Annotated in this window: 20 protein-coding genes; 14 read left to right on the top strand and 6 right to left on the bottom strand. The window is 70.8% G+C overall.

What is annotated here, in order from left to right:
- The first annotated feature begins 1 nt into the window (after position 1).
- Genes pstC through TA3x_RS06635 form a run of 4 tightly spaced genes read left to right on the top strand, consistent with a single transcriptional unit; the run spans position 2 to position 3470 of the window.
- Positions 2-964: a phosphate ABC transporter permease subunit PstC gene (pstC, locus tag TA3x_RS06650; RefSeq protein ID WP_435019505.1), complete on the top strand. Its 963-nt coding sequence runs from the start codon at positions 2-4 to the stop codon at positions 962-964.
- Complete coding sequence (gene pstA / locus TA3x_RS06645; RefSeq protein ID WP_435019503.1) at positions 961-1890, top strand: phosphate ABC transporter permease PstA; 930 nt, start codon at positions 961-963, stop codon at positions 1888-1890. The genes pstC and pstA overlap by 4 nt, the downstream gene beginning before the upstream one ends.
- A 7-nt stretch (positions 1891-1897) precedes the next feature.
- The gene (gene pstB / locus TA3x_RS06640) at positions 1898-2728 is read left to right on the top strand and encodes a phosphate ABC transporter ATP-binding protein PstB (RefSeq protein ID WP_435019501.1); all 831 of its coding nucleotides are present in this window, start codon (positions 1898-1900) and stop codon (positions 2726-2728) included.
- 34 nt (positions 2729-2762) lie between these two features.
- A complete protein-coding gene (locus TA3x_RS06635) occupies positions 2763-3470 on the top strand; it encodes a response regulator (protein WP_435019499.1) in 708 nt (235 codons plus the stop codon).
- On the opposite strand, the gene TA3x_RS06630 is transcribed toward TA3x_RS06635, so the two are convergent.
- Positions 3409-3681, bottom strand: a complete 273-nt coding sequence (locus tag TA3x_RS06630; protein ID WP_435019497.1) for a carbon storage regulator — start codon at positions 3679-3681, stop codon at positions 3409-3411. The genes TA3x_RS06635 and TA3x_RS06630 overlap by 62 nt on opposite strands.
- A gap of 345 nt (positions 3682-4026) precedes the next feature.
- Between TA3x_RS06630 and trxB the strand changes: the two genes are divergently transcribed.
- The 3 genes from trxB to TA3x_RS06615 all read left to right on the top strand — a co-directional run bounded on the left by trxB (position 4027) and on the right by TA3x_RS06615 (position 8373).
- Complete coding sequence (gene trxB / locus TA3x_RS06625; protein WP_435019495.1) at positions 4027-5046, top strand: thioredoxin-disulfide reductase; 1020 nt, start codon at positions 4027-4029, stop codon at positions 5044-5046.
- Between the two features lie 203 nt (positions 5047-5249).
- A complete protein-coding gene (gene ftsH / locus TA3x_RS06620) occupies positions 5250-7307 on the top strand; it encodes an ATP-dependent zinc metalloprotease FtsH (protein WP_435019493.1) in 2058 nt (685 codons plus the stop codon).
- Between the two features lie 94 nt (positions 7308-7401).
- Positions 7402-8373 carry a carbohydrate kinase family protein gene (locus TA3x_RS06615; protein ID WP_435019491.1) on the top strand — a complete coding sequence of 324 codons (972 nt, stop codon included), beginning with the start codon at positions 7402-7404 and terminating at the stop codon, positions 8371-8373.
- A gap of 2 nt (positions 8374-8375) precedes the next feature.
- Here the strand turns inward: TA3x_RS06615 and TA3x_RS06610 are convergent, their stop codons facing one another.
- Positions 8376-8798 carry an archease gene (locus TA3x_RS06610; RefSeq protein ID WP_435019489.1) on the bottom strand — a complete coding sequence of 141 codons (423 nt, stop codon included), beginning with the start codon at positions 8796-8798 and terminating at the stop codon, positions 8376-8378.
- Between the two features lie 110 nt (positions 8799-8908).
- Here TA3x_RS06610 and TA3x_RS06605 point away from each other — a divergent pair, with 110 nt between their 5' ends.
- The 6 genes from TA3x_RS06605 (at position 8909) to TA3x_RS06580 (ending at position 15234) form a co-directional block, all read left to right on the top strand.
- Positions 8909-9901 carry an N-acetylmuramoyl-L-alanine amidase gene (locus TA3x_RS06605; RefSeq protein ID WP_435019487.1) on the top strand — a complete coding sequence of 331 codons (993 nt, stop codon included), beginning with the start codon at positions 8909-8911 and terminating at the stop codon, positions 9899-9901.
- Positions 9902-9995: 94 nt separating this feature from the next.
- The gene (locus TA3x_RS06600) at positions 9996-11531 is read left to right on the top strand and encodes a YifB family Mg chelatase-like AAA ATPase (RefSeq protein ID WP_435019485.1); all 1536 of its coding nucleotides are present in this window, start codon (positions 9996-9998) and stop codon (positions 11529-11531) included.
- A 21-nt stretch (positions 11532-11552) separates the two neighbouring features.
- Positions 11553-12206, top strand: a complete 654-nt coding sequence (locus TA3x_RS06595; protein ID WP_435019483.1) for a Uma2 family endonuclease — start codon at positions 11553-11555, stop codon at positions 12204-12206.
- A gap of 207 nt (positions 12207-12413) precedes the next feature.
- A complete protein-coding gene (glmM, locus tag TA3x_RS06590; protein WP_435019481.1) occupies positions 12414-13775 on the top strand; it encodes a phosphoglucosamine mutase in 1362 nt (453 codons plus the stop codon).
- Positions 13772-14485 carry an HAD family hydrolase gene (locus TA3x_RS06585; RefSeq protein ID WP_435019479.1) on the top strand — a complete coding sequence of 238 codons (714 nt, stop codon included), beginning with the start codon at positions 13772-13774 and terminating at the stop codon, positions 14483-14485. Before glmM ends, TA3x_RS06585 begins: the two co-directional genes overlap by 4 nt.
- Before the next feature lie 107 nt (positions 14486-14592).
- Entirely contained in the window at positions 14593-15234 is a 642-nt protein-coding gene (locus TA3x_RS06580) for a sigma-70 family RNA polymerase sigma factor (RefSeq protein WP_435019477.1), read from the top strand.
- 4 nt (positions 15235-15238) lie between these two features.
- Here the strand turns inward: TA3x_RS06580 and TA3x_RS06575 are convergent, their stop codons facing one another.
- From TA3x_RS06575 to TA3x_RS06560, 4 genes are all read right to left on the bottom strand, one after another.
- The gene (locus TA3x_RS06575; RefSeq protein ID WP_435019475.1) at positions 15239-15709 is read right to left on the bottom strand and encodes a peroxiredoxin; all 471 of its coding nucleotides are present in this window, start codon (positions 15707-15709) and stop codon (positions 15239-15241) included.
- 24 nt (positions 15710-15733) lie between these two features.
- The gene (locus TA3x_RS06570) at positions 15734-16246 is read right to left on the bottom strand and encodes a hypothetical protein (RefSeq protein ID WP_435019473.1); all 513 of its coding nucleotides are present in this window, start codon (positions 16244-16246) and stop codon (positions 15734-15736) included.
- A gap of 269 nt (positions 16247-16515) precedes the next feature.
- Positions 16516-19281 (bottom strand): hypothetical protein, encoded by a 2766-nt coding sequence (locus tag TA3x_RS06565; protein WP_435019471.1) that lies wholly within the window; start codon positions 19279-19281, stop codon positions 16516-16518.
- Positions 19282-19802: 521 nt separating this feature from the next.
- Positions 19803-20513, bottom strand: coding sequence for a DUF429 domain-containing protein (locus TA3x_RS06560; protein ID WP_435019469.1), 711 nt, complete (start codon positions 20511-20513; stop codon positions 19803-19805).
- Between the two features lie 148 nt (positions 20514-20661).
- On the opposite strand from TA3x_RS06560, the gene TA3x_RS06555 reads away from it, so the two are divergent.
- A complete protein-coding gene (locus TA3x_RS06555) occupies positions 20662-21483 on the top strand; it encodes a hypothetical protein (RefSeq protein WP_435019467.1) in 822 nt (273 codons plus the stop codon).
- The last annotated feature ends 70 nt before the right edge of the window (positions 21484-21553 follow it).

Below are 21553 nucleotides of genomic sequence, written 5' to 3'. Positions count from 1 at the left end.
GATGTCGGCCCCCGCCACCCGCAATGGCCCCGCGACGACCGCCCCGACCTGGGGCGGGCCCACCCGATTCCAGAGGTTCCAGGAGTACGCCGTCCTGGTGTTCCTGGCCGGCTGCGCCTCGATCACCGTGCTGACCACGGCCGGGATCGTGCTGGTGCTCGGCGTGGAGGCCTTCCGCTTCTTCCGAACTTCGGGCGTGTCGCCCCTGGCCTTCCTCTCCGGCACCGAGATCCGCCCGGAAGCCGACCCGCCCCAGTACGGGATCCTCGCCCTGATCTGGGGGACCGGGGTGATCGCGGTCGGGTCGAGCCTGATCGCCCTGCCGATCGGGCTGCTGAGCGCGATCTACCTCAGCGAGTACGCCCCGCGCAAGCTCCGGGCGGTGCTGAAGCCGACCCTGGAACTCCTGGCCGGCATCCCGACGATCGTCTACGGCTACTTCGCCCTCCTGATCGTGACCCCTCTGATCCGCGCGATCCTGACGCCTCTGGGCATCCACGTGGAAGCGTACAACGCCCTGAGCGCCTGCATCGTGGTGGGGATCATGATCATCCCCATGGTGTCGTCGCTGAGCGAGGACGTGCTGTCGGCCGTCCCGCGCGGGCTCCGCGAGGCCGGCTACGGCCTGGGGGCGACCAAGTTCGAGGTCTCCACCCGGATCGTCCTGCCCGCCGGGCTGTCGGGCGTGGCGGCGGCGTTCATCCTGGCGATCAGCCGGGCCATCGGCGAGACGATGGCGGTCGTCCTGGCCGCCGGGTCGCGCCGGCAGATCACCCTGAATCCCCTGGAGTCGATCGAGACGATGACCGCCTACATCGTGGCGGTGACCGGCGGCGAGGCGGCCGGCGACTCGCCGGAGTACCTGTCGCTGTTCGCCGTGGGGATGGCCCTGTTCCTGATGACCTTGACGCTCAACGTCCTCTCCGGCCTGATCCTGCGACGCTACCGCGAGGCCTACCATTGAGCGACGCAAGCGAAGCCCGCGCCATCTACGAGCCGGAGCGGCGGAGCCGGCGGGTCCTGGGCCCGGTCTTCGGGCTGGCCTGCCTGGTGGCGACCATGACCGGCGTGGTCGTGCTGTCGATCCTGCTGGGGGCGATCATCGGGGCCATCATGCAGGGGCCTTCGGATCGCCCGATCTGGGCGCAGCTGCGCCACCTGATCGTCCGGCTCCAGTCGTCGGACCCCGAGATGGCGGGCTACCGGGCCGGCCTGGGCGGGAGCCTGTGGCTGCTGGGGATGGTGGCGACCATCTCGATCCCGGTCGGAGTAGGCGCGGCGGTGTTCCTCGAAGAATACGCGCCGCGGGGCCGGCTGCGGCGGTTCATCCAGCTGAACATCGCCAACCTGGCGGGGGTGCCGTCGATCGTCTACGGGATCTTGGGCCTGGCGCTGTTCGTCCGGGCGTTCGGGGTGCGGGGGCTGGCGATGGGCCCGACGCTCCTGGCCGGGGCGCTGACGCTGGGCCTGCTGATCCTCCCGGTGATCGTGATCGCCACCCAGGAGGCGCTGCGGACCGTGCCGAACTCGCTCCGCCAGGCCGCCCTGGGGCTGGGGGCGACCCGCTGGCAGGTGATCCGCGACCACGTCCTGCCCGCCTCGATGCCCGGCATCCTGACCGGGACGATCCTGGCCCTGTCGCGGGCGATCGGCGAGACGGCCCCCCTGCTGATGGTCGGCGCCGCGGGGTCGATCCTCCGGGTGCCGCGCGGGCCGTCGAGCCGGTACACGGCGCTGCCCGTGGAGATCTACGTCTATGCCAAGGAATCCGACCCGAGGTTCCAGGCCGTGGCCGCCGGCGGGATCCTGCTCCTGCTGATCCTCCTGCTGACGATGAACGCGGTGGCCATCGTGATCCGGAACCGCTACGCCCGATCCTCCCGAGGCTGAGCCGCCCATGAGCCCCCAAGACGCCCCGACCCTGACGCCGACGACCCCGGCCGCCCCCGCCGCGGTGGCCCTGGCGGCCCGCGACCTGTCGGTCTGGTACGGCAGTTCGCTCGCCCTGCGGTCGATCACGCTGGAGATCCCCCGCAACCAGATCACCGCCATGATCGGCCCGTCGGGCTGCGGCAAATCCACCCTGCTCCGCTGCTTCAACCGGATGAACGACCTGGTCGCGGGCGCCCGCATGGAGGGGCACATCTCCTTCGACGGCCAGGACCTGGCCGCCCCGGACGTGGACCCCGTGGCGCTCCGCCGGCGGATCGGCATGGTCTTCCAGAAGCCCAACCCGTTCCCCAAGAGCATCTATCAGAACGTCGCCTGGGGGGCCCGGATCAACGGCTATCGGGGCGACATGGATGACCTGGTCGAGCGCTCGCTCCGCCGCGCGGCGCTGTGGGACGAGGTCAAGAACAAGCTCCACCGCTCCGGCCTGGAACTCTCCGGCGGCCAGCAGCAGCGGCTCTGCATCGCGCGGACGCTGGCCGTGGAGCCCGAGGTGATCCTGATGGACGAGCCCTGCTCGGCGCTCGACCCGATCTCCACGGCCCGCGTGGAGGACCTGATGGACGACCTGTCGTCCGACTACACGATCGTGATCGTGACCCACAACATGCAGCAGGCCCGCCGCGTGAGCGACATGACCGCCTGCCTGATGCTCGACGAGACCGCCGTCGGCGGGCACCGGACCGGCATCATCGCCGAGTTCAGCCCCACCGATCGGCTGTTCACCAACCCCCGCGACCCCCGGACCGAAGCCTACATCACCGGCCGGATCGGCTGACGCCGACCGGTTCCCCCCGCGAGCCGTCACGATCATGGCAAAGCCCAAGATCCTGGTCGTCGAAGATGAACGTTCCCTGGTCGAGGTCCTGGCGATCAACCTGGAGCGCGAGGGATTCGAGGTCCTGATCGCCCGGGACGGGCAGGACGGGCTGCTCCAGGCCCAGATCAAGCTGCCCGACCTGATCGTGCTCGACCTGATGCTGCCGATCAAGGGGGGCCTGGAGGTCTGCCGCGAGCTGCGGCAGGGCACCCGCACCCGCCAGATCCCGATCGTGATGGTCACGGCCAAGGCCGAGGAGACCGACCAGCTCGTCGGCTTCGCGACCGGGGCCGACGACTACGTGACCAAGCCCTACTCCATGAAGGTGCTGGTCCAGCGGATCAAGAAGGAACTCCGGCGCCGCCAGATCGCCGACGAGCCGGCGTCCGGGACGGTCCACGAAAGCCAGGGCGTCGTCGTCGATCGGCATCGCCACCGGGCGCTGTTCGGCGAGGTCGAGCTGCCGCTCACCCCGACCGAGTTCCGCCTGCTGGAGACCATGCTCCGGCAGGCCGGGCGGGCGTTCTCGCGTCACGAGCTGATGTCGGCGGCCATCGGCGAGGACGCGATCGTCCTGGAGCGGACCATCGACGTGCACGTCAAGAGCCTGCGCAAGAAGATGGGCGAGGCGGCCGACCTCATCGAGACGGTCCGCGGCGTCGGATACCGATTCCGGGAGCCGAGGCCGATCGCGTCATGAACGGGGCCATCGGGGCGGCCGCCGGGGCCGAGGACGCCTCGACCTCCCGCGCCTCGTCGCGCGGGGCCAGCAGCTCGGCCCGGACGACCGGGACGTCCCTCGGGGCGTCGATGCCCAGGCGGACCTGCCCGCCTTCCAGGCGGACCACCGTCACGCAGACGTCCGTGCCGATGTAGAGCTTTTCCATCAGTTTGCGCGTCAGAACCAGCATCGCGTCGTCCTCGCGGTATCGTGACCGATCCCCCGTCGTCGGGTCTGTCACTTCGGGGTGGCGGGCGTCCTGGTGCAACCCTAGGTCACGCCCGGGCGATCGCCCGGAAATCCTGCTCGGGCCATCCTTGCAGAACCTTTACGACCCCTGGGCGTATTCAGTTCGGGGGTTTCTGCCGGGAGCCCCCCGCCGGGGTCCGGGCCGTCGAATCCCTCATTCTGGACGGGCTCGGGTCGGGATCTTGGACAAGCCGGCCGAAATTTGGCAGAGTTGGGGGAAACCCTCCATCGCGCATTCAGGGGTCTCGGCGTCCCACCAGGTCCGCCCGGCCCGGACGAGGCAACGATGTCGCATTCGGCAGTGATCGTGATCGGTTCCGGCTCGGCGGGCCTGACCGCCGCCCTCTATGCGGCGCGGGCCGGCCTGGCCCCGATCGTCTTCGAGGGCAAGGAACCGGGCGGCCAGCTCACCTGGACGACCGAGGTCGAGAACTTCCCCGGCTTCCCCGAAGGGGTGATGGGCCCCGAGCTGATGGAGAACATGCGCAAGCAGGCGCAGCGGTTCGGCGCCGATTGCCGGTTCGAGAAGGTCTTCGAGGTCGACCTCTCCCGGCGACCGTTCCGGATCAAGTCCAACGACGACCCGATGAACATGGAAGGCGAGGTGTCGGAGCACACCGCCGACGCCCTGATCATCGCCACCGGCGCCTCGGCCCGGACCCTCGGGCTGAAGTCCGAGATGGACTACATGGGCTACGGCCTGGGCACCTGCGCCACCTGCGACGGCGCCCTGTACCGGGGCAAGCACGTCGGCGTGATCGGCGGCGGCGACACCGCCGTCGAGGAGGCGACCTTCCTCACCCGGTTCGCCAGCAAGGTGACGCTGATCCACCGCCGCGACGAACTCCGGGCGTCGAAGATCATGCAGGACCGGATCTTCGCCAACAAGAAGATCGAGTACGCCTGGAACTCGACCCCCGAGGAATATCTCGGCCCGCTCGAACCCCAGAAGGCCCTGACCGGCGTCCGGCTCCGGCAGAACGACGGGTCGACCCGCGACCTGGAGCTGGACGGCCTGTTCCTGGCGATCGGCCACTCCCCCAACACCAAGGCCTTCCAGGGGAAGCTCGCGATGACCCCGGAGGGCTACCTGATCAACCGCACCGCCCTGGCGTGGAAGGGGATCGAGGCCCCCGCCGGGCTCCTCGACTCCTTGCCCAACTACGGGACGGCGACCAGCGTCGAGGGGGTCTTCGCCGCCGGGGACGTGGTGGATACCCACTATCGCCAGGCGATCACCGCCGCCGGCTCGGGGTGCGCCGCCGCGATCGACTGCGAGAAGTGGCTCGAAACCCAGCACAAATGATCGCGAGGGCCGGGCCGGTATGGCGAGGCGGGCCGGACGGCCCCGGCCGATCCTGCCGCCCCCGGCCGTCCTCGACCCTGCACGCTGACTTTTCCGAAACGGTCGGCTACAATGCCCTTGCCTTGATCCTCCGCCTCTCGATCGTTGCGCCGCGGACACCTCCCGACCGACCCGGTCAGGGATCTATGGGGAATTGAGATTTTATGGAGAGCCGACCGCCACAGGAGACGCCGCGACGTCCCTTGAACTCCGGGCGCAAGCCCGGCGGGCCGGGGGGCACGCCCACCCCGCCCTGGCTCTGGGGCTTCCTGATCGCCGTCGTGATCTTGATCTCCTGGCTGGTGATGCCCAAATACGAGGTCTCGGTCAACTACAACCCGTTCTTCACCGAACAGGTTGAGGCGGACAATATCGAGAGCCTGTCGATCCAGGGTCAGGAGGTCCACGGCCGGCTCCGCAGGGAGGCGGAATATGCCCCGCCCCCGCCCCAGACCCCGATCAAGGTCAACAAGCGGTTCACCACCACCTTCCCGTCCGAGGACATGATCCAGCCGGTCATCGACCGCCTGATCACGCGCAAGGACAAAGATGGCAACCCGCTCAAGGACAAAGACGGCAACCCGATCAAGTTCACCGAGGCCACCCCGGTCATCGACTCGATCTCGCCCCAGGGGGCCGGCGGCCTCCTCTGGATCACCTTCCTCCTGCCGACGATCCTGTTCCTCGGCCTGGTCTACCTGATGATGCGGCGGGCCCGCGACCAGTTCGACGGCGGGATCCTCGGCAGCTTCACCAAGAGCCAGGCCAAGCGGCACGACAAGACCAAGCAGCGGACCACCTTCGACGAGGTGGCCGGCCTGGAGAACGCCAAGGGGGAACTTCAGGAGATCGTCGAGTTCCTCAAGAACCCCGAGAAGTTCCAGCGCCTCGGCGGCCGGATCCCCAAGGGGGTGCTGCTCAACGGCCCGCCGGGCACCGGCAAGACCCTGCTGGCCCGCGCCGTGGCCGGCGAGGCCGGGGTGCCGTTCTTCTCGATCTCCGGGTCCGAGTTCATCCAGATGTTCGTCGGCGTGGGCGCCAGCCGGGTCCGCGACATGTTCAAGACGGCCAAGGAGAACAGCCCCTGCATCCTCTTCATCGACGAGATCGATGCGGTGGGCCGGATCCGCGGCGCCGGCCTGGGCGGCGGCCACGACGAGCGCGAGCAGACGCTCAACCAGATCCTGACCGAGATGGACGGCTTCTCGCCCAACGAGAGCGTGATCGTGCTGGCGGCGACCAACCGCCCCGACGTGCTCGACCCCGCCCTGCTCCGCCCCGGCCGGTTCGACCGCCACGTCACCGTGGATCGGCCGACCAAGAAGGGGCGGCTGGAGATCCTCAAGGTCCACACCCGGGGCATCCCGCTCGCCGAGGACGTCGACCTCGAAGGCATCTCCCGCGGCACCGTGGGGATGAGCGGCGCCGACCTGGCCAACCTGGTCAACGAGGCCGCCCTGCTCGCCACCCGCGAGGACAAGGATCGGGTCGGCATGGCCGACTTCGACGCCGCCCGCGACAAGGTCCTGATGGGGGCCAAGCGCGAGGAGATCATCACCGAGAAGGAGAAGCGGCTGACCGCCTACCACGAGGTCGGCCACGCCCTGGTCGCCTGGCTGATCCCGGAGGCCGACCCGGTCCACAAGGTGACGATCATCCCCCGAGGCCGGGCCCTGGGCCTCACCCAGTTCCTGCCCGCCGAGGAGCGGATGAGCTTCTATGAGCGCGACATCCGCGCCATGCTCGCCGTCGGCCTGGGCGGCCGCGCGGCCGAGCGCCTGATGTTCGACGACCTGTCCGCCGGGGTCGCCGACGACCTCAAGCGGTCGACCCGGCTGGCCCGGATGATGGTCGCCCAGTTCGGCATGAGCAAGCGGATCGGGCCGGTCCACTTCCGCGACTCCGACGAGCACCCCTTCCTCGGCCGGGAGATGGGCGAGGTCCGCGACCACTCCGACCACACCGCCCAGCTCATCGACGAGGAGGTGGCCCGCATCCTCCGCGAGGAGGACGACCGCGCCTACCGCCTCCTGCTCGAACACCGCGAGGACCTGGAGAAGCTGACCGAGGCGCTGATCGAGCGCGAGGTCCTGTCGGTGGCCGAGATCGAGGCGATCATCGGCGTCCGACCCGGCCCGGTGCTGGCGTCGGAGCCGAGGGACGAGGTCGTCGCCTCGCTCGACAACCCCGGCGAGTCGCCGGCGACTCGCCTGCCCGAATGATTGCGAAACCGGCCCCGGTCGCCTCGCCGCGACCGGGGCCGGTTGCTTTTCCCGCTGCGTCCTCCCTCCACCCTCCCGCCCAGGGTCCAGCCCAGTGAATGCCCCCGAATCCTCCGCGTGCCCGGTGGTCTGCGCCGGCATCGTCGTGGCCGATCACCTCTGCTCGCCGATCTCCCACCTGCCGGCGGCCGGCGAGCTGGTCCGGTCCGAGGAACTGATCCTGAACATCGGCGGATGCGCCACCAACGCCGCGATCGTGCTGGCGAAGCTCGGCGTCCGGGCCTCGGTCTGCTGCCGGGTGGGGGACGACTTCTTCGGCCGGTTCGTTTCCGAGTCGCTGGCCGGCCACGGCGTCGACCCCTCCGGGCTGATCGTGGACCCGACCCGGGCCACCAGCCAGAGCCTGATCGTCAATGTCAAGGGGCAGGATCGCCGATTCATCCACTCGTTCGGGGCGAACCAGGGCTTCTCGGCGGCCGACCTCGATCGCAGCCTCGCCGGCAACCCGCGCGTCCTCTACGTGGGCGGCTACCTGGTCATGCCCGGCCTCGATCCCGACGAACTGGCCGAGCGGTTCGCGCGGGCCCGTCGGGCCGGGATCACCACGGTCCTGGACGTGGTCACGCCGGGCCCCGGCCCGCACCTCGACCACCTCCGCCCGGTCCTCCGCGAGACCGACGTCTTCCTGCCCAACACCGACGAGGCCGCCCTGATCCTGGGCGAGCCCGACCCGATCCGCCAGGCCCTGGCGTTCCACGACCTCGGCGCCCGGCGGGTGGTCGTGACCCGGGGCGAGCACGGCTCGATCGCCGTCTCGGACCAGCTCCGGGCCCGGATTGGGGCCTATCCGGTCACCTTCGTCGACGGGACCGGCGGCGGGGACGCCTTCGACGCCGGCTACATCGCCGGTCTGATCGAGGGCCTGCCCGAGGTCGAGTGCCTCAAGATGGCCAGCGCCGTCGGGGCGAGTTGCGTCCGGGCGGTCGGCACCACGGCGGGCATCTTCGCCCGCGAAAAGGTCGGTCCGTTCATGGCGGCCCACCCAATCGCGGTCGAGGCGTTCTGAGGTCAGATGTCCAGGATGATCTCGGCCAGCCAGCCGTCCCCGTCCCGCCTCAGTTCGAGGCCGTGGCGGGTCACGGCCTTGACCTCGTGGTCGAGGATGTGGCGGTCGCGGTCGAGCGGCTCTCCCTCGATCCGGGCGGCCAGGGACAGGCCGTCGGCGGCGACGCGGACGTCGAACCGGCCATAGAGGCGATGCCGGGTCTCGGACCGGAAGATCAGCTCGTTGAGCCAGACGGCGAGCAGCTCCCCGACATCCTCGGCGGCCAGCTCGATCGCCTCGGCCACCTCGGGCCGGACCGCCTCGCGATTGGCGACGATGTAGTCGAAGACCCCTTCCGCCGCCGTGCGGAACAGGTCGTCGCGGTCCTCCGCGCGGATGCGGAGCCCGACGTCGGCGGTGTGGTCGAAGACCTCGATCGAGCCCATCCCATCCCCCCTGGCCCGTGACCTGATCGGCCCGGTCGTGCTATGGTGGAGGTCCCTCCAGGTTCGTCGCGTGACGCGACCATTCCGCACCTTGAAGAGATCCTCCTCCGATGATCCGCGTTTCCTGCCTCGCCTCATTCGCCCTCCTCATCTTCGCATCGGCCGGCCTCGCCGACGAGCCCAAGGTCGGCGACCGCCTGGAACGCCGCGGCGATGAGATCGTCGTCTGCGGCCAGCTGTTCCACACCGGGACCCCGGTCGTCACCTGGATGGACCCGGGCGGATATGACGCCTACCGGACCGAGCTGCGGTTCGGCCCGATCGAGAAATCGGCGTTCATGAAGAATCAGGAGAAGCTGAAGTCGCCCAACCGCTACGGGATCCGTGAGGCCGGCCTCACCCCGGAGCAGCTCGAGAAGGTCCGGGGCGGCGGCTGGGACCTCCCGATGCTCCAGGGCGTCGTCGACCAGTTCGTGATCCACTACGACGTCGCCGGGGCGAGCAAGACCTGCTTCCGGGTCCTCCACGACGAGCGGGCCCTGAGCGTCCAGTTCATGCTGGACCTCGACGGGACGATCTACCAGACGCTCGACCTCAAGGAGCGGGCCTACCACGCCTCGATCGCCAACACCCGGTCGATCGGCATCGAGATCGCCAACATGGGGGCCTATGCCAACATCAACACCCCGAGCGTGACTCGCTGGTACGGCAAGGACGCCGAGGGCAAGACCCGGCTGACCCTCCCCAACCCGGAACTCCTGCCGGCCCGGTCCCGCGACCTGGTCCTCCGCCCCAGCCGCGACCAGCCGGTCGTGGGCAAGGTCCAGGGGACGGAGTTGCAGCAGTACGACCTCACCCCGCAGCAGTACGAGGCCCTCATCAAGCTGACCGCGACCCTGTGCACGGTCTTCCCCAAGATCACCTGCGATTACCCTCGGGGCTCCGACGGCCAGCTCGTGACCAGGAAGCTGGGCGAGGCCGACTTCAAGAACTTTCACGGCGTGCTGGGCCACTACCACGTCCAGGCCAACAAGACCGATCCCGGCCCGGCGTTCCAGTGGGATACCGTGATCGACGGCGCGAAGAAGCTGATGAAGAAGTGAGCGGCTGCGATCGGCGGGAGGTCGTGCTAGACTGAACGAAAGTCCCCCGCCGAGGGGGCCGGCCGATCCCCGCTAACCGTCGGTGCCCCCCGCCATGCTCGCGAAGCTCACGTCGTACACGCTGGTGGGGATCGAGGCGTCTCCGGTCGAGGTCGAGGTGGACGTCTCCTCGGCCTCGATGCCCAAGACCGTGCTGGTCGGCCTGGCCGAGGCGGCGGTCCGCGAGAGCACCCACCGCGTCGAGAGGGCCCTGGTCAATTCCGGCTATCGCCGGCCCATCGACCGGGTCGTGATCAACCTCGCCCCGGCCGACCTCAAGAAGGACGCCGGGGGGTTCGACCTGCCGATCGCCCTGGGACTGCTGCTGGGCAGCGGCCAGGTGGCCTTCGAGCGCAAGGGGGACTTCGCCGTCGTCGGCGAGCTGGCCCTGGACGGCGAGACCAGGCCGATCAAGGGCGTGCTGGCCATGGCCCTGGCGGCGGCCGCCGAGGGGAAGGCCGGGCTGATCGTCCCCACCGCCAACGCCGGCGAGGCCGCCGTGGTCGAGGGGATCGACGTCTACCCGGTGGGCAGCCTGGCCGAGGCCGTCGGCTTCCTGTCCGGGCAGGTCGACTTCGAGCCCCGGGCGGTCGACCTCGGCGCGGTGTTCGTCCAGAACTCCCACTACGAGGACGACTTCTCCGATGTGAAGGGGCAGGACTACGCCAAGCGGGCCCTGGTGATCGCCGCCGCAGGAAGTCATAATGTTTTGATGATTGGTCCTCCGGGGACGGGCAAGACCCTGCTGGCGCGACGCCTGCCCACGATCATGCCGCCGATGAGCCCGGCGGAGAGCCTGGAGACGACCCGGATCTACAGCGCCATGGGATTGCTCCGCGCCGGGGAGTCCCTGAAGGCGGTCCGGCCGTTCCGGCACCCGCACCACTCGGTCAGCGATGCCGGGCTGGTGGGCGGGGGCAGCACGCCCCAGCCGGGGGAGATTTCCCTCGCCCACAAGGGGGTCCTGTTCCTCGACGAGTTGCCCGAGTTCAACCGCAAGACCCTGGAAGTGCTCCGCCAGCCTTTGGAAGAAGGCCAGGTCACGATCAGCCGGGCGCTGCGGAGCACGACTTTCCCGGCCGAGTTCGTGCTGGTGGCGGCCATGAACCCCTGCCCGTGCGGCTATCGGTCCGACCCGCGTCGGGCGTGCACCTGCACCCCGCCCCAGGTCGAGAAGTACCTGAGCCGGATCTCCGGGCCGTTGCTGGACCGGATCGACCTCCACGTCGAGGTGCCGGCCGTCCCGTTCGCCCAGCTGGCCGAGGCCCCGCCCGGGCCGACCTCGGCCGACCTGCTCGCCGACGTCCTCAAGGCCCGCTCCCGGCAGGCGGATCGGTTCGGGCGATCCGGCCCCGGGGTCAACGGCCGGATGACGCCGCGCCAGGTCCGCAAGTACTGCTCGCTCCGCCCCGATTGCGCCAGCCTGCTCAAGGGGGCGATGGAAGAACTCGGCCTCTCGGCCCGCGCCCACGACAAGGTCCTGCGCGTCGCCCGGACGATGGCCGACCTGGAAGGCTCGGACGCCATCCAGCCCCACAACATCGCCGAGGCCGTCGGCTTCCGCTCGCTCGACCGCGGCGTCTGGGCCTGATCTCATCGAAAGGAGGCACCGATGGCGACCGCGACCTCGCCCGTCCGCTGGCCGACCATGCACGACCTGCTCGAAGAGCTGGGCGGGATCGACCCGATCCGGGTCCGTCTCGACCCGCCCCCCGGCACCGCGACCGAGGCCCAGCTGATCCAGGCCAATGCGCGGAACGGGAAGATCTACGAACTGGTCGACGGGACGCTGGTGGAGAAGGGCATGGGCTACGCCGAGTCGGTCATCGCGCTGCTGCTCGGCGGCTTTCTCAATGGGTTCGTCATCCCTCGCAACCTCGGCATCGTCAGCGGGCCGGACGGGATGATGCGACTGTATGCCGGGACGGTTCGAGGGCCGGATCTGGCGTTTGCGTCCTGGGATCGGATCCCGGGCCGCCGCTTCCCGACCGAACCGATCGCCGGCTTCGCCCCGGACCTGGCGGTCGAGGTGTTGAGCGTGAGCAACACCCGGGCGGAGATGGACCGCAAGCGGGCGGAGTACTTCCAGGCCGGGGTGCGGCTGGTCTGGGAAGTCGACCCGAGGGCGCGGGTCGTCGCCGTCCACGAGTCGACCGGGGAGAGCACCCGGATCGATGAGCGGGGGACGCTCGATGGCGGGGCGGTGCTTCCGGGGTTCGCCCTGGATCTGGCAGACCTGTTCGCCGGGCTCGACCGGCAAGACTGAGCGGCGTCCGCGACGGAGAGGGCTCCGGCGTCGGTCGGCCGAGGGCGGGCGGTGGTGCGAGAGGGCCGGTTGCCGGAAACCGAGGGCGTCGCGGCCACGACTTGATCCCCGGGGCGGGCCGGGTCTTGCCCTCCGGGTGGGTCCTCTCCTAGAGTGGGTGGGCTTCCGGGCCGGCAGGGTGCCCGAGTCACGGCGGCGGAGGGGTGCGTGGGCGGGACGAGGATCGCGAGTGTATCGGGCGTGCGCGGGGTGGTCGGCGACGGGATCGATCCGGCGACGGCCGCCGAGTTCGCCGCGGCCTACGCCTCGGGGATGGAGCGAGGCCCGATCGTGGTCGGCCACGACGGCCGCCCCTCGGCGCCGGTGTTCCTGCCCGCCGTGATGTCGGCGGTCCTCGCCACCGGGCGGGATGCCTGGCTGGCCGGCCCGGTCGCCACGCCGACCCTCGGTCGGCTGGTGCGGGACCTCGGGGCGGCCGGGGGCGTGCAGATCTCGGCGTCCCACAACCCGCCCCAGTACAACGGGTTGAAGTTCTTCCAGCCGGGCGGGATGGTGCTCGGCCCCGAGGCCGGGCGTCGGGTCCTGGATCGGCTCGCGGCCCGCGACTTCGGCTGGTCGGCCTGGGATGCCCTGGGCCGGGTCCGCCCCCTGGACGACCCCGACGCCGACCACCTGGCGGCCGTCCTGGCCACGGTGGATGTCGTGGCGATCCGCTCCCGGCGGTTCACGGTGGCCCTGGACGCCTGCCACGGGGCGGGCGGCCGGATGGGCGAAACGCTGTTGCGGTCCCTGGGATGCACCCCGATCGTCCTGGGGGGCGCCCCGGACGGCCGCTACGACCACCCGCCGGAGCCGACCGAGGCGAACCTCCGCCGATTCTCCGCGACCGTGCCCTCCCTGGGCGCGGCGGTCGGTTTCGCCCAGGACCCGGACGCCGACCGCCTGGCGATCATCGACGAGAATGGCCGGTACATCGGCGAGGAACTGACCCTGGCGCTGGCCGCCTCGCACCGCCTGGCCCAGGCCACCGGGACGGTCGTGCTCAACCTCTCGACCTCCAAGGCGGCCGAGGACCTGGCGATCCGCAAGGGGTGCCCGGTGGTCCGGACCCCGGTCGGCGAGATCCACGTCGTCGAGGCGATGAAGGCTCATGGGGCGGTCCTGGGCGGCGAGGGGAACGGCGGGGTGATCGACCCCCGCGTTGGGTTCGTTCGGGACAGCTTCGTCGCGATGGCCCTCGTGCTGGACCTGATGGCCGCGACGGGCGAGCCCCTGTCTAGGCTCGTCGACGGGCTGCCCCGGTATGCGATGGTCAAGGATCAGTTCCCCCTGGCCGGGGGCGTGGCCGCCGTGGCGGGGGTGTTCGACGGGATCGAGGCGGGCTACTCCGGGGCGAAGGTGGATCGCCGGGACGGGCTCCGCCTGGCCTGGGATGACCGCTGGGTCCACGTCCGGGCCAGCAACACCGAGCCGATCGTCCGGGTGATCGCCGAGGCCCAGGACCCGGCCGCCGCCCGGTCGCTGGCCGACGAGGTGGGGCTACGCGTCTCCTCCGGGAGGGGCGCGTGACCTGGCCGACCTTCGACAAGCCCCCCGCCGTGGCGTTCATCGACGTCGACGGCACGCTGCTGGCCGAGACGACGACCTTCCTGTTCGCGCGGATCCTCCGCCGCCGCGGCCTGATCAAGCGGTCGTTCGTGCTCCGGGCCATGTACCACGGGCTCCAGCATCGGTTCGGCCGGCTCGACTACGGCCGCCTCGTCGCCTTCGGGCTCCAGAGCATCGCGCGGATCCCGATCATCGACCTCCAGAGGATCGCCTACGACAATTTCGTCGAGCATGTCCGGCCTCGGCTCTACGAAGGGGTGGTGGAACACCTCAATGGGCTGAGGGACAACGGGACGGCCGTGGTCCTGGTCTCGTCGTCGCCTGGAATCGTCCTGGAACCGCTCTCGATCTACCTGGGTTGCACGGATAGCCTCACGACGCCGGTGCGGATCGAACGCGGGAGGCTCGTCGGAATCGCCGAAGGGCCCCCATGTTACGGCGAGGGGAAACTTTACTGGGCCCGCGAATGGGCCGCCGCCCGGCAAATCGCGATGGACGATGCGGTCGCCTACGCGGATAATTGGAGCGATCGGGCCCTGCTGGGGCAGGTGGGGCGGGCCGTGGTGGTCCACCCCCATCGCAAGCTCAAGCGGCTGGCCCTGGCTCGGGGTTGGACGATCGTGACGCCCCGGACCCCACCGGGTGTCGTCTCCCGATTCCGCCGCCGTTGACCCGATGGGGCCCGGCGAGAATCGATGCCGCGACGTCCTGTCAGTCCTGGGCGGGCGGGTTGGCCCGCCCCCTCCGATGGTTTCCCCTACCCGGGGAGTGGATCAGAATGCCGCTCGACACGAAGAATCTCGCCAAGCTCGCGAAGAACCGCCGGGCCGGGGCCATGGCCCTGGTCATGGGCCTCGCCGCGCTCACGGCGCATGCCAGCGAGACCGACCTGGTCCGCGATATCCAGCGCTACTGCGCGGTCTGCTGGCGGAATGCACGGCTCGACCCGGGCCTCTGGGATGACTGCACCCAGGAGGTCTGCTGCCGCCTGCTGGGCAAGGCCCGCGCCGGGGAACTCGACCTGAACCTCGTGCTGGCCGACGAGACGCCCGAGCGTCGCGAACTCGTCCGGGCCATCGATATGGTCCGCAAGCGGGTCCAGCGGGCCCGCCGCTACCAGCCGCTCGACCCCGTCGCGACCCCCGGCACCGACCACGACCGCCGCGACCGCGACCGCCAGGAACTCGGCGAGATCCTGGAGGCCGCCCGGCATGCCGTCCTGTCGCCCCGCCAGGACGAGATCGTCGAACTCTGGACCCGCGGCTGGACCGTCCCCGACATCAGTCGGAAGATGGACCTGCCGGTGGCTCGGGTCAGCGACGAGAAGTACAAGGCCCTGCGGAAGCTCGAACGCCACCTCGCCGACCATCGCGATGTCCTCGACCTCCGCGAGACGGCCGAGGCTTCGGAAATCGGCTGACCGCTCACTTCGAGGTCATGGCCCGCAGGTCGGCGAGCACGCCGGCCGCGTGGCCGGCGACCTTGACCTTGCGGTAGACTTTCCGCACAACCCCTTCCGGGTCCAGCAGGAACGTCGTGCGGGCGATCCCCTGGGAGACTCGCCCGTACATCCGCTTCTCGGCCGAGACCCCATACCTCTGCGCCAGCTCCCCGCCGGGGTCGGACAGCAGGGTGTAGGTCAGCCGGTGCTTGGCCGCGAACCGGTCGTGCGACGCGGCGCCGTCGGGGCTGATCCCGATCACGCGGGCGCCGAGGCCGCGGTAATCGGCATCCAGGTCGCGGAAGTCGCAGGCTTCGCTGGTGCAGCCCGGCGTGTTGTCTCGGGGGTAGAAGAAAAGGACCGCCCACTCGCCCCGGAGCGAGGCGAGCGATACCTCGCGCCCGTCGGCATCGAGCAGGGCGAAGTCGGGGGCCACCTGCCCAGGCTCGATCATCGCGGGACTCCCGGACATCTCGGTTCAGTAGCTCGGGTCGGGGTCATCGACCGGCGATCCGAAGGGCTCGCCCACGGCCGCGCCGACCGGGGCCCCGACCTCGCACGGCTCCCCTTCCGGGGCGAAGAGGTCGGAAAACGAGATCGGCTCTTCCACGGACTCGGCCCGGCGGACCAGGGTCGGGTCGCCCATCGCGACCGGCCAGACGTGGAAGCCGCCGCGCCAGGCGGCCGTCATCTCCCAGTTGCCCCAGATCCCCTTGCCTTCATTGTACCCCAGATAACTGAGGCTGTGCTCGCCGATGTAGGTCTTGGTCCACCGGCAGACGCCGTCCTCGACCGCATAACGCCCGGTGACCCGGAACGCCCCGACCGAATCGCGTCCTTCCCCCTCGATCCGGCCTTCGCGGAACGTGAGGTCCAGCTCCATCCAGTGGCGGCCGGGCCGGCTCGGCTGGAGGAAGAACCCGGTCCAGGCGCCGGTCGGGAATCGGTCATCGGTCTCCACGGCGGGTTCCCGCGTTTCGAGGTGATCCATGACGAGCCACTCCATAAATCCCGATGAATCGGTCAGCCGGGTCCATGAACATCGGACAAATTTGATGCAAACAAGAGGCCTGGGCAAGCGAAAACGACGAAAAACCCCGTCGATCCATCGTGGGACGGATCGGCGGGGCCCGAGAAAAGAGCGGATGATCGAAGCCAACGCTTCGGCCGATCGGAGTGGCGTGGAGGCGGTATGGCTTCACGACCGGCAAAATCAAGTGTATCGCTTTGCTTCATTTTGTCGAGGCATGTTGTCAAGAATCAACGCGGCATCTCCCCGTTTAGGCGGGCGGTGGCGGACGCTCCGGCCCGCCCGATCCCGGAGATGTTGAACTGGTGGGGCCCGCGCAGGGTGGTGCCGGGGAACTGGTAGTAGTGGGCCGCCCGCTCCTTGCCTTCGACCAGGAAGCCGGGCTCCTCGCGGACGTGGAGCCGGACCCGCCCGGCGGCGACCGGCTCGACCCGGACCAGCGTCCAGCCGCGCGTGGTCCCGTCGCCGTGGCGGATCAGCAGGGTCCGGCCGGCCGGGTCGATGCCGGGCGGGACGGCGGCGTCGGTCTCGAACCAGCCCCGGCCCTCGGCGGTGGCGAACCGGGTGGAGGAGAGGATCTCGCCGTGGAACCGGGGCTGGCGGAGCACGGTCCCGGCCAGGTTGGCCTCGGTCCCGCCCGCCATCGCCAGGTCCTCGCCCCGGACCCGCGTGACCAGGCCGTCGACGACCAGGGAGCGGCCGTCGGCCAGCTCGACCGTCCGGGCGGTGCCGGGCCGGTCGTTGAAGATCAGGTGCTCTGGCCCGTCGGCGGTCTCCAGGTAGAGGATCACCACCCCCGGGGGCGCCGCGGCCCGCCCGACCTTCATCGCCGGCTGGCCCGTGCCGATCGGTTCGAACAGGGAGACGAAGGTCGACCGGAGCGGCTCGCCGTCGTTGGACCGCCGGCGCAGGAGCAGGGCCGAGCGGCGGGCCTCCGCGTCGTCGACCTCGTGCGGGGTCCGGGCCGTGATCAGGGCGGCCGGCATGTCCCCCAGGACGTGGAGCCGGACGCCGGGCCGGCCGGGCTCGGCCAGGGTGGCGGAGGTGGGCCGGGTCAGCCGGGCGTGGGACAGGTCGGCGAACTCGCCGTAGGACTGGACGAACCAGCGGTTATCGGCCGCCGAGGTCGTCGCCAGGAACGGGATGTTCGGCGGGAGCAGCGTCGCAGGGCCGGGCTGGACCGGCGTGGCCGGCTCCCACCGGGCCGGCGACCCGGCCGGGCCGTGGAAGATCTGGTCGTGCTGCCGGCCCCCCTGGACCTCAAACACCGAGACGGCGTATCGCTCCTTCGGCCCCGACGAGACGACCACCGTCTGCCGGAACCGGGTCGCGGCGGTGGGGTAGGCCTTCGGGTCGTCGAGCACGGCCACCTGCAGGTCGGGGTCGGCGGCGAAGAACAGCCAGTTCCCCCCGACGGCCGACTCCCGGAGCCGGGCGACCGACTCGCGGTGGTTCAACCCATCGATCATCACCGTGTTGTGGGCGGCCGAGGACAGGTCCCAGCCGTCCGGGCGCGGGGGGAGTTCGTCGAGGTCCCCGAGGACGACCTGCCCGCCGACGGCCAGCCGGAGGGCCTGCCTCCGCGACCGGGTCGAGCCGAAGTTGCCCATCCCGCGCAGCTCCAGGTCGAGGGCGTCCTCCCCCTGCCCGACCGCCAGGTGGGCCAGCCCCGCGCCGCCGAGCAACGCCGGGCGATGGCCCGATTCGGTCGAGGTCGGCGCCGGCCAGGCGGCCAGGCGGACGTCGGAAAGGGCCGGGACGGTCTGGGCCGAGGCCCCGGCAGACCGGGCGAGGGCGAGCATCGGCACGGCCTCGGCCACGTTCCGCGCCGGGGGCCGCACGCCGACCTTCGGGGCCCGGGGCGGCGCCTCGTCGGCCAGCAGCAGCCGCTCGATCCAGCCGTCCAGCAGGGCCATGACCGTGCGGTGCGACCGGGCGTCCCCCTGGCGCCACAGCCCGTCGTGATAGAACCCCGCCTCGGCGAACGCGTTCAGGCGGCGGTTGGCGTCCGCGACCAGGGCCGCGTCGCCCAGCAGGCGGCCGACCGCCAGAACGCCGCGATCGACCTGGAGCGACCGCTCGTCGTTCTCGGCCGGCTGGGCCTGGGCGAACCCGGCGGAGGCCCGGAACAGGTCGACCTCGATCGTCCGGGCCGGGTGGGCGTCGTTCAGGAGCCGGCCCGCCTCGGCGATCGCCGGGTCGTCGCGGAGCTTGGCGTAGGCGATCACCAGGTTGAGCGGGACATCCTGGCTCCCGGTCCAGTCCCACTTGCCGGTCCGGTAGCCCCGGCGATAGGGCGGGTCCATCCGGGCCGGTTCGAGCGACTTGGCCATGCCGGGCTGGTCGAGGTGGAGCGCATAAAGCGGATAGACCTGGGCGAACCGGAGGATCAGCACCGCCGCCGCCCGCGCCAGGGCCGGGTCCTTCGCCCCGGCGGGCTGTTCGCCGTGGCGGACGGCCGCGTAGAGGGCGAACTTGGCCAGGAACTCGCGGGCCTCGTAGTCGCGCTTGGCTTCGAGGTAGAGCCGCTCGTCGGGGTAGCGTTGCTTGTCGTCGGCCAGCTTCTCGTACGGATAGGCGTGCGAGATGGTCGGGGTGACCTGGACCGTCTCGGTCGGGACCTTGTTCTCGACCTTGGCCGGGACCTTGTCGTTGGGGTACTCGGCCTTGCACTTCCGGCAGGCGACCACGTCGGGCTTGCGGGCCGACCAGGCGAGCGGGTCGTCGGCCTCGGCGGCGTCGCACCCCGGGCACCGGCAGTAGCGCAACCCCGCCTGCTTCGGGACGAGCTTCGCCAGGGCGTCCGGCTTCAGCTCCAGCACCGCCTTGACGTCCGGGCTCGCCCAGTACTGGGCCTCCCATTCGTCGGGGAGTTCGAACCCGACCAGCGGGTCGGAGGCGCGGGCGGCGACGCCCGGGCCGAACCAGGCCGCCAGGACCACCAGGAGGGACCACCGACGCCCGAGGCGGTGACGAATCGTCGCAGGACCGTGCATCAGGTGCGGACTCCGTTCCCGGCTACGCGGGCCTATCCGTGCCCGCTCCGCCCCGATCATCGCCGGACATCCCCGCCAGGGCAAGCCGGGTTGCCGGCCGACCCCTCCTCCCGACCCGCCGCGTTGGGTTCGTTTCGCCCCGACCGAACGGCCATCGCCCCCGCAGGTGGGTTCGTTTTTCCCCGCCGGGGACGCTCCAGGAAGCCCGGCCCGACGGGTTCGTTTCGCCACCCTGCTTGCCAGCCTTTTGACGGGGGGCTTGGGTTCGTTTTTCCCGGACCCCGCCGGTGGCAATGGGTGGGTTGTTGGGTTCGTTTGGGCAAGGCACCCGCCTGCGATCCCGGGCCGATTGGGTTCCTTTTTCCCCGCGAAGGTTGGGCGACGTTCGATGGGTCATGCGATGCGATCATGGATGTCATGCGGTGCCGGTTCTGTCGATGATCCCGCCCGACACTATCGGGAAAATGGGTGGCTTTGCGCACACGTTCCCCGGGCGACCCGGAAAAAAACGGGGGTGGGGTTCAGGGCCGGCGTTCGGGGAGGTGGAAGGCCGCGCGGCGCTGGCCGGCCCGGGTGCCGTCGGGGATCGTCATGAGTCCTTCCTCGGGGTGGCCGACGGTCCGGGTCCGTCGCTGGCGCCAGAGCGAGGCCGTGAGGGCGCAGGCCACGGCGTCCAGCTCGTGTTCGGTGGCCCGGGGGTGGCGGAGCCCGGGGACCAGCGGCTTGAGGGCCCGGTGGATCCGGCGACGGCCGGCCTCGGTCTTCTTGCCGGAGGCGGGCAGGCCCAGGAGGCGGAGGGTGGCGAAGGGGTAAACCTCCAGGGGCTCCAGGCCGATCGCCCGCAACTGGGCGGCGATCGACGCCCCCCGACGCGCGAGCACCTTGATGATCGCCGTGGCCAGCGTGGGAACCCCCATCCGGGCCAACTCGCGTTCCGACTGCCGGCTCCGCGTCCCCGGGTCGGTGCGGCACCGGCAATCATCGTCCAGGCAGCATCGGCCCATCGGCCGGGTGAGCGGGGCATTCACGGCGACGGTCCCCCACCGCCCCGCCTGGCGGGCATAGGCGAGGATCTCGGCGTCGTCCCCGGCCGTGGCCAGCACCGAGAGCCTCCCCTGGCGGAGGATCGCGATCCCCGTGGAGCGATGCGGTACCCCCGCCAGGTCGATCCCGACGCAGATGCCGGGTCGCAGCGATCGGGGTCGCGGAGCGGGATGGGGTGTTGTGGACATCAGTCCATGTTATGCGCTGGGCCGGTGTGGTGCCAGTGGGCCCGCCCCGGGCTCGGGAACCGCGATTGTCGGATTGGGGGGGATCTGATAGCGTCCCGGCGGGGATCGTGGGATGGGCCGGCCGCCATCGGCCCGGAGGATCAGGCATATGGGGGGACCGGGACGGCCGATCTGGTTCGCCGGGGAACTCGACGACCCTTGGGTCGCCGCGATCGCCGACGCCCTGCCCCGCGACGCCGTGCGCTGGGATTGCCCCGACGCATTGCCGGAATCCTGGGAGAGCGCCGGCCCGGCGCCCCGGACGGTGGTGCTCCATCGCGGGCATCTGACCGCCGCCGATGCCCAGTCCCTGACGCGATTGCGGGCCCGGTGCGAGGTCCCGCCGCGGGTCGTCCTGTGCGTCGGGCCGCATGCCCGGTACGTCGATGTTGATCGCTGGTCGCGGGCCGTGGACGCGATCCTGCCCGAGGCGACCGCCGACGCGGTGGTCTTGCGGCACGCGACGCCCCCGGACCGCCGGCCGGACCGGGCGGCGGGGCCGCGATCCAGGCTGGTGGTGGTGAGCGGCGTCCACGACATCCGGATGGCGCTGGGCGACTCCTGCCGCGCGGGCGGGTATGCCGTCGAGGCGGTGCGGGACTGGTCGGAAGCCCCGGCCGGGGTCCCGGCGGTGTGGGACGTGCCGGTGCTGGAGCCCGACTGGCCCGCGTCGATCGGGGACCGGGCGCGGTCGACCCCGGTGGTTGCCGTGATCGGGTTCGCCGATCGGGCCACGGTCGCCGCGGCCTGGGAGGTCGGGGTCGCGGCCTGCCTCGATTCGATGGCCGACGGCGAGGATTTGCTGGCCGTGCTCGACCGCGTGACGGCCTCCCCGGTGCGGGCCGATCCGCCCCACGAGATCCCCCCGGCCCCCCGGCAGCGGGCCCCGGCCCGGACCCCCGGCGTGGTCGATCGGGGCCCGAGATCCTAGAATCGTCCGGGCGATGGCACGAGGGATGAAGGTATCCCGCCCCGGGCCGATCCGACAGCCCCCCGGCGAC

This window comes from Tundrisphaera macrotermitis, assembly GCF_051175315.1.
In the GTDB taxonomy this organism is placed as follows: domain Bacteria; phylum Planctomycetota; class Planctomycetia; order Isosphaerales; family Isosphaeraceae; genus Tundrisphaera.
The sequence above is the reverse complement of the archived record's forward strand: the minus strand, read 5'-3'. Positions and strand labels throughout refer to the sequence as shown.